Here is a 7,653-nt window from a genome sequence, read left to right on the forward strand (position 1 = left end):
GGATGCCATGGCCCTGCTGAACATCGAAGACATCCGCATCGAATTCCCCAGCCGCCGCGGCACGCTGGTGGCGGTGGACGGCGTGTCGCTGTCGCTGGAGAAAAGCGAGATCCTGGGCGTGGTCGGCGAATCCGGCGCCGGCAAGTCGACCATCGGCAACGCCGTGATCGGCCTGCTGGAAGCGCCCGGCCGGCTGGCCGGCGGCGCGGTGCTGCTCAACGGCGAACGCATCGACACGCTGACGCCCGCGCAGCAGCGCAAGGTGCGCGGCCGCCGCATCGGCATGATCTTCCAGGATCCGCTGACCTCGCTCGACCCGCTGCAGACCGTCGAAAGCCAGCTGGTCGAGACCATGCTGGTGCACCTGGACCTGACGCACGACCAGGCCAAGGCGCGCGCGGTGCAGTTGCTGGCGCAGGTCGGCATCGACCAGCCCGAGCTGCGCGTGCAGCAGTATCCGCACCAGTTCTCGGGCGGCATGCGGCAGCGCGTGGTGATCGCGCTGGCGCTGTGCTGCGAGCCCGAAGTCATCATCGCCGACGAACCCACCACCGCGCTCGACGTGTCGATCCAGGCGCAGATCCTGGAGCTGCTGAAGAAGCTCTGCCGCCAGGAACAGGTCGGCATGATCATCATCACCCACGACATGGGCGTGATCGCCGACGTCACCGACCGGGTGGCGGTGCTGTACCACGGCAAGCTGGTCGAGCAGGGGCCCACCGCCAAGATCCTGGGCGACCCCGACCATCCCTACACCCGCAGCCTGATCTCGGCCGTGCCGCGCCCGGACATCAAGCTCAAGCGCTTTCCGCTGGTCACCTACATCGAGGACGTGAAGACCCCGGCCAAGCCGCTCGACCTGGCCACCCACTGGCTCGGCCAGCGGCGCGACTTCGGCGCGCGCGGCGACGGTCCGCTGGTGCAGGTGCGCGACCTGAGCATGCGCTTCGTGCTCAAGAGCGCGCTGCTCAAGCGCAACCAGCGCACGCTGGATGCCGTCAAGCGCGTCAACTTCTCGATCGGCGAAGGCGAGGTGTTCGGCCTGGTGGGCGAATCCGGTTCGGGCAAGTCCACCGTGGCGCGGCTGATCTCGGGCCTGTATACGCCCAGCGGCGGCTCGGTCACGTTCGGCGGCACCGACCTGACCGCGCTCAAGGGAGAAAAGCAGCTCAACCCGTTCCGGCGCCAGATCCAGATGATCTTCCAGGATCCGTTCTCGTCGCTCAATCCGCGCATGCGGGTGCTGGACATCGTGGCCGAGCCGATCCGCTTCCACAAGCTGGCGGCCAACGAGGCCGAGACGCGCCGCGTGGTGGCCGACCTGCTCGACGTGGTCGGGCTGGGCGACCGCGCCGCCGAGCGTTTTCCGCACGAATTCTCCGGCGGCCAGCGCCAGCGCATCTGCATCGCGCGGGCGCTGGCCACGCGGCCGCGCTTCCTGATCTGCGACGAGCCGACCTCGGCGCTGGACGTCTCGATCCAGGCGCAGATCCTGAACCTGCTCAAGGACCTGCAGGAACAGTTGGGCCTGACCATGCTGTTCATCAGCCACGACCTGCCCGTCATCCGCCAGATGTGCGACCGCGTCGGCGTGATGCGCTATGGCGAGCTGCTGGAAGTGGCCGAGACCGAGGCGCTGTTCGAACACCCGCAGCATCCCTATAGCCAGCACCTGCTGGGGCTGATGCCCCGCTTGCAGTCGATGTCCCGCGAGGGACTGGACGTGGCCGGCTGAATCCCAGCGAGACCACAAGGAGCGAGACATGAGTGCGACGCCACAGACCCTGTTCATCGGCGGCAAGGTGTTCGACGGCCGCGGCCAGGTGCTGCCGAATCACGGCGTGCTGGTCGAAGGCAAACGTGTGACGCGCGTGGCGCCGGCCGGCGAATTCGCCGGCTTCGCCGGACGCCGCGTCGATACTGGCGGCATGACGCTGATGCCCGGCATGGCGGACTGCCACGTGCACCTGGTCTATACCGGCGGCGCCGACCCGCAGACGCAGATGTCGAAGCAGGGCCCGGCACAGATCACCCTGACCGCGCTCGAGAACGCGCAGGCCGCGCTGCGCGGCGGCTTCACGGCGCTGCGCGACTGCGGCGGCAAGGACTACCTGGAATTCGGCGTGCGCGACGCCATCGCGCGCGGCGTGTTCCCGGGCCCCACCATCAAGGCCTCGGGCCGCATCATCTGCATGACGGGCGGCCACGGCAACCGCATCGGCCGCGTCGCCGACGGCTGTGAGGAAGTGGTCAAGGCCGTGCGCGAGCAGGTCCACGCCGGCTGCGACCTGGTCAAGATCATGGCCACCGGCGGCGTCATGACGCCGGGCGTGAGCCCCATGGACGCGCACTACAGCTTCGACGAGATGAAGGCGGGCGTGCACGAGGCCAAGCGCTTTCGCAAGAGCACGGCCAGCCACGCGCAGGGCACGCAGGGCATCCTGAACGCGGTGCGCGCCGGCATCGACTCGATCGAGCACGGCATCTTCATGGACGAGCAGTGCCTGAGCGAAATGCTGGCGGCCGAGACCTACCTGGTGCCGACCATCGCGGCGGTGCGCAACATCGTCGCCAACGCCGACAACGGCATTCCCGCCTATGCCGTGGAAAAGGCGCGCGCGGTCGAGCAGCGCCATCGCGAGTCGATCCAGATGTACTACAAGGCGGGCGGACGCATCGCGCTGGGCACGGATGCCGGCACGCCGTTCAACCTGCACGGCGACAACGCGATGGAGCTGGCCTACATGGTGGAGTTCGGCATGACGCCGGTCGATGCCCTGGTCGCGGCCACCTCGCGCGGCCACGACCTGATGGGCATGGACGGCCATGGCGTGGTGGAGCAGGGCGCCGTGGCCGACCTGCTGCTGGTGCGCGGCGATCCGACCGAGGACATCATGCAGGCCGCCGACCGCCGCTTCCATGTGGCCGTGCTGCGCGGCGGCGACGTGGTGGCGGGCGCCTTGCCGGCCTGACGCGCGGGGCCCGCGGGACGCAGGCGGGCCTTACTTCACGCCGTGCGACATGAGCCAGGCCAGGAAGGTTTCCAGCGGCATGCGTTCGCCGTTGAAGTCCACCTGGCCGCCCGCGTAGTTCAGGCTCGCCAGCAGCTTGCCGTCTTCCAGGCGCCCCCACTGGCTGCCCACGATGCGGTCGCGCACGCCATCGGCCTGCCGGCGCGCGGCCTCGCGGGCGGCGGCCTCGGGCATGCCGTCGGCCTGCAGGCGCACGGCGATCAGGTCGGCCACGCTGGCGACCGGCACCGACAGCCGCGCGTCGAACTTGCGCACGGTCTCCTTGACCACCGCGGCCGGCGAATGATTCCACAGCGTCGGCGCGGCCAGGCCCACCGCCAATTGCAGCGTGGCGCTGCCGTTGGCGGTATCGACCTGCAGCGGCGCCAGCGAGAAGCCGGGCTCGGCCAGCAGGAATTTCATCACGTGGCCCGCGCCCACCATCTTGTCGCTCAGGCTGCCGCCGCCGTCTTTCGTGGCCTCCATGGTGTCGCGGAACGCGCGGAACGACACCAGGTCCAGGTTGTGCGCCTGCGCTGCCAGGCGCAGGTTGGCCACCTGTCCGGCGCGCGTGTCGATGCCCGCCACCTGCACGGCCAGCTTGCCCTGCATGGCGCTGTCGGCGCCGCTGGCGTCGAGATTCACGGCGACGTCGCGCAGCGTGACCGGCTCGCCGTCGATCTCGACGGTCCATTGCTTGAGGGTCGCGCGCGTCGTGGCGGCGCCGGTCTCGTCGGCGGCGCGGGTCGCATCGTACGTGATCGCCAGGTCGCGCATGGCCAGCCGGCGCGTGTGGCTCGCGCCGTCCTTGGTGAACGGCTCGAACAGGTCGGCGCGGTCCGAGCGGACCGTCACGGTGGCGCGCTTGCCGCCGGCGGCGACATCGGCCCGCAGCGTCAGGCCCGAGAAACTGAAGCGGGACGCGTCGCGCGCGCGCTCGACCGGCGCCAGCGCCAGGGAGACCGCGATATCGCGGCCATAACCCGCCACGGCCTCGGCCGTCACGGGCACGCCGCCCTGCGCGGCGGCGAACCAGGTTTCCAGTGACGGCGTAGGCGCCAGCTCCGCGCGGGCGGCGGCCATGGCCGGGAACAGATGGCCCCGCGACAGGCGGTACAGCGGGAACGGTCCGTGATCCAGGCGCACCACCATCTCGTAGTCGCGTCCCGCCGCCCCGGGACCATCCTTGGCCAAGGGCTGCGCCTTCAGCCGATAGCGCGCCTGCGACGTGAACACGCCGCGCTCGTACGACAGCTGCTCGACCGACAGCGTCTCGCCCAGCTTCGCGCCGATCAGCCGCGCCTGCGCGTCGGCGCTCTCGGCCAACTGCGCCATGCCGTTCTCGAGCTGCTTGCCGGTGTACCAGGCCGTGCCCGTCCAGATCGCGCCCAGCGCCAGCACGGCGCAACCCACCGCTACCCATTTCCGCATGATGTCCGTCCCGCTTCCCATTTGCGTCGGTCCCGCATGGACCGCAGCCGCCAGCATACGCCGCGCATGAAAAACGGGCTGCCGCGCCCGAAGGCGCCGCAGCCCGTGTAGGGCGCCGGCATCACGCCGGCGCCGGGGTCTGGCCCGCGCCTCAGCGCATGCCGCCCATCGCGCCGCTCATGACCATCATCACGAACTGCTGCAGGGGCATCTTCTTGCCGTTGAAGTCCACTTGGCCGTCGGCGTAGTTCAGGTAGGAAACGATGTTGTCGTTTTCCGCCTTGGCCACGCCCATCGCCACCGCCATGGTGCCGACCATTTCGGCCTGGCCCTTGGCGGTCTGGGCGGCGCGGTCGGCCGGCACACCACGCATCTGCGGCTCGATCGCCATCAGGTCGGCCACGTTGGCCTTGGACAGCACCAGCTTGGCGTTGAGCTTGCGGATGGCTTCCATGGCCAGGTCGCTGGCCGGCTTGTCGGTCGAAGCCGGCTTGGCCAGGTCCACGTCCAGGTTGAAGGTCGACGTGCCGTTGGCGGTGCGCACCTGCAGCGGCGACACCGACAGGCTGGGGTTGCCAGCCAGCAGCAGTTCGACGTTGGTCTTCAGGATCTGCTGCTCTTCCGGCGTGAACTCGGGCGAGGCCTGTTCGCCGCCGCCTTGCATCATGCGGCGCGACGACGCTTCATAGACGTCGTTCAGGGCCTTGAGGGCCTTGGGATCCATGTTCTTCATGCCGATGGCCAGCTGCAGGCCCGCCATGTCCTTTTCCTGGACATTGATCATGCCGAAGTCCAGCACCATCTTGGCGTTGACGCCGGTGTCGGCCTCGGACAGGTCCACGGCGATGCTGGTGTCCTTGAGCAGGACCGGCGGCTTGGTCTTGGACGTGATGGTCCATTCCTTGAAGACCAGCTTCTGGCTGCCCATGGCCATGTCGTTCTTGCCCGGCGTCAGGTCGCTGTTGAGCGTGATGCCCTTGACCGCCATGCCCACGATATCGCTCTCGCCGGCCGGACCGGCCAGCGTCACGCCGTCGCTCTTGAGCGCCAGGATGCCGTGCTTGCTGTTGGTGTCGAAGTCGACGTCGGCGGCCATGCCGGCGAAGGTCAGCTTGGTCTTGTCGGTCGAGGCTTCGGCCGGGGCCAGGTTGAACGTGCCGGTGACCTGCTTGCCGTAGCTGACGCTATAGGCGCCCGTCAGCGGCGTGGCGCCCTTGGTGGCGGCGAACCAGCCCTTGACGGCCGGGGTTTCCTCGATCTGGAAGCGGCTCGCGACCATGGCGGGGGCCAGCTTGCCCGAGGCCAGGTTCGAGAACGGGAACGGGCCGTGCGACAGGTGCTCGACGAACTGCAGCTCGCGTTCCTCGGCCGGCTTGCCGTCCTTGGCGGGCAGCGTGAACTTGACGCGGTAGCGCTCGGTCGACGAGAACACGCCGCGCTCGAACGACATCAGTTCGATGACGGGGGTCACGCCCCACTTTTCGCCGATCTTGCGCAGTTCGACGTTGCCGTCTTCGATCGACTGCTTCACGAACGCTTCGGCCTTCTGGCCGGTGTACCAGGCCGTGCCGGTCCAAATCGCACCCAGTGCAACGACCAGACCCGCTATTGCCGCCTTTTTCATAGCAACCCTTAATTCTTGTGTGTTGGAGGTAAGCGCACGGATTATAGGGAGCGCAGCCTAGGGATTACGCTAATTTCGTACACATTTAGTGCAAAATGTTACCGACCATGCCGATAGCGGACGATTGCGCATGCGGCGCCGCCGCATCAGCTACAATCGCCCGGCGTGCTTTGCCAATCTGCACGCGTCCGCTAGGCACTTCGCCGCCAAGCTTCGCCCTCAGGGGCGCTTCCCTTTTCTCCTTATTCGTCCGCCTGGATTGGAGTCTCTCAACTTGAGCGACGGGCTGCCGCTGGAGTTGTTTTGACTACCTCTTCCTCTTTCGCCGACCTCGGGCTGGCCGATTCCCTGTTGCGCGCCATTGCCGATACCGGCTACACCGCGCCCACCCCCATCCAGGCCCAGGCGATTCCGCAGGTCCTCAAGGGTGGCGACCTGCTGGCCGCCGCCCAGACCGGCACCGGCAAGACCGCCGGCTTCACGCTGCCCATCCTGCATCTGCTGATGCAGAGCAAGCCGGAAGCCCGCAAGGCCGGCCGCCCGCGCTGCCTTATCCTGACCCCGACGCGCGAACTGACCGCGCAGGTGGCCGAATCGGTGCAGACCTACGGCAAGCACACCTCGCTGACGTCCATGGTGATGTTCGGCGGCGTCAACATCAACCCCCAGATCTCCGCCCTGCGCAAGCCGCTGGACATCCTGGTGGCCACCCCCGGCCGCCTGCTGGACCACTGCGGCCAGAAGACGGTCGACCTGTCCGGCGTCGAGATCCTGGTGCTGGACGAAGCCGACCGCATGCTGGACATGGGCTTCATCCGCGACATCCGCAAGATCCTGGCCCTGCTGCCCAAGCAGCGCCAGAACCTGCTGTTCTCGGCCACCTTCTCGGATGAGATCCGTTCGCTGGCGCGCGGCGTGCTGAACAACCCGGGCGAAGTCTCGGTCACCCCGCGCAACACCGCCACCGAACTGGTCACCCAGACGGTGCACCTGGTCGAACAGCACCACAAGCGCGATCTCATCAGCCACATCATCCGCGAAAGCGGCTGGCACCAGGTGCTGGTGTTCACGCGCACCAAGCACGGCGCCAACCGCCTGGCCGAGAAGCTGGTCAAGGACGGCCTGACCGCCGCCGCGATCCACGGCAACAAGAGCCAGTCGGCCCGCACCCGCGCCCTGGCCGGCTTCAAGGACGGCACCGTGACGGTGCTGGTGGCCACCGACATCGCCGCCCGCGGCCTGGACATCGACCAGCTGCCCCAGGTGGTGAACTTCGAACTGCCCAACGTGCCGGAAGACTACGTGCACCGCATCGGCCGCACCGGCCGCGCGGGCGCCACCGGCGCCGCCGTCTCGCTGGTGGACAACAGCGAAATCAAGCTGCTCAAGGACATCGAGCGCCTGATCAAGAAGACCATCGAGCGCAAGCCGGTGGCCGACTGGACCCCGCCCGCCACCAGCGCCGCCGCCTTCGAACGCCAGGAACGCGACGAAGACTCGCGCCAGCCGCGTGGCGGTGGCGGCCGTAACGGCGGCCGCGGCGGCAACGCCGGCGCGCCCCGTTCGCGCCCGGCCAACGCCGCGCCG

General features: G+C 68.5%; 5 protein-coding genes. 3 read left to right on the forward strand and 2 right to left on the reverse strand.

The genetic code is table 11. The features are described from left to right. Positions 1-7 precede the first annotated feature (7 nt). Positions 8-1,735, forward strand: coding sequence for a dipeptide ABC transporter ATP-binding protein (locus H0523_RS24305; RefSeq protein WP_054433686.1), 1,728 nt, complete (start codon positions 8-10; stop codon positions 1,733-1,735). Between the two features lie 28 nt (positions 1,736-1,763). Continuing rightward, a complete protein-coding gene (locus H0523_RS24310; RefSeq protein ID WP_054433684.1) occupies positions 1,764-2,972 on the forward strand; it encodes a metal-dependent hydrolase family protein in 1,209 nt (402 codons plus the stop codon). A 30-nt stretch (positions 2,973-3,002) separates the two neighbouring features. Here H0523_RS24310 and H0523_RS24315 read toward each other — a convergent pair whose 3' ends face one another. Beyond that, a complete protein-coding gene (locus H0523_RS24315) occupies positions 3,003-4,442 on the reverse strand; it encodes a YdgA family protein (protein ID WP_231689824.1) in 1,440 nt (479 codons plus the stop codon). 151 nt (positions 4,443-4,593) lie between these two features. Beyond that, entirely contained in the window at positions 4,594-6,066 is a 1,473-nt protein-coding gene (locus H0523_RS24320; RefSeq protein WP_054433681.1) for a YdgA family protein, read from the reverse strand. Between the two features lie 303 nt (positions 6,067-6,369). Here H0523_RS24320 and H0523_RS24325 point away from each other — a divergent pair. After that, positions 6,370-7,653 (forward strand): DEAD/DEAH box helicase (locus tag H0523_RS24325; protein WP_180180171.1); only part of this gene is annotated, 1,284 nt, incomplete at its 3' end.

Origin of the sequence: Achromobacter insuavis, from assembly GCF_902859645.1 — a bacterium.
Taxonomy (GTDB): domain Bacteria; phylum Pseudomonadota; class Gammaproteobacteria; order Burkholderiales; family Burkholderiaceae_B; genus Achromobacter; species Achromobacter insuavis.